At 62.8% G+C, this 239-nt stretch carries 1 protein-coding gene; it reads left to right on the plus strand.

What is annotated here, in order from left to right:
- Nucleotides 1-239: IS66 family transposase zinc-finger binding domain-containing protein (locus tag ACUHMQ_RS21505; protein ID WP_445297445.1), on the plus strand; the 239-nt coding region annotated here is incomplete at both ends.

The raw sequence follows: 239 nt of genomic DNA on the forward strand, positions 1-239 counted from the left end.
AGCCTGTCCCTGCTGTGGGGGTGAGCGGCACCACATCGGCGATGCCGTCAGCGAAAAGCTCGACTATGTGCCGGCACAATTGAGCGTACTGCAATACCGCCGGCCCAAATACGCCTGTTCTGCCTGTGAAGGCCAGATCGCCGTCGCACCCTTGCCGCTGCAGCCCATTGAACAGGGCATGGCCGCACCCGGGCTGCTAGCCCACATCATCGTCAGCAAATGGGCAGACCATCTGCCGC

This window comes from Chitinimonas violaceus, assembly GCF_052601015.1.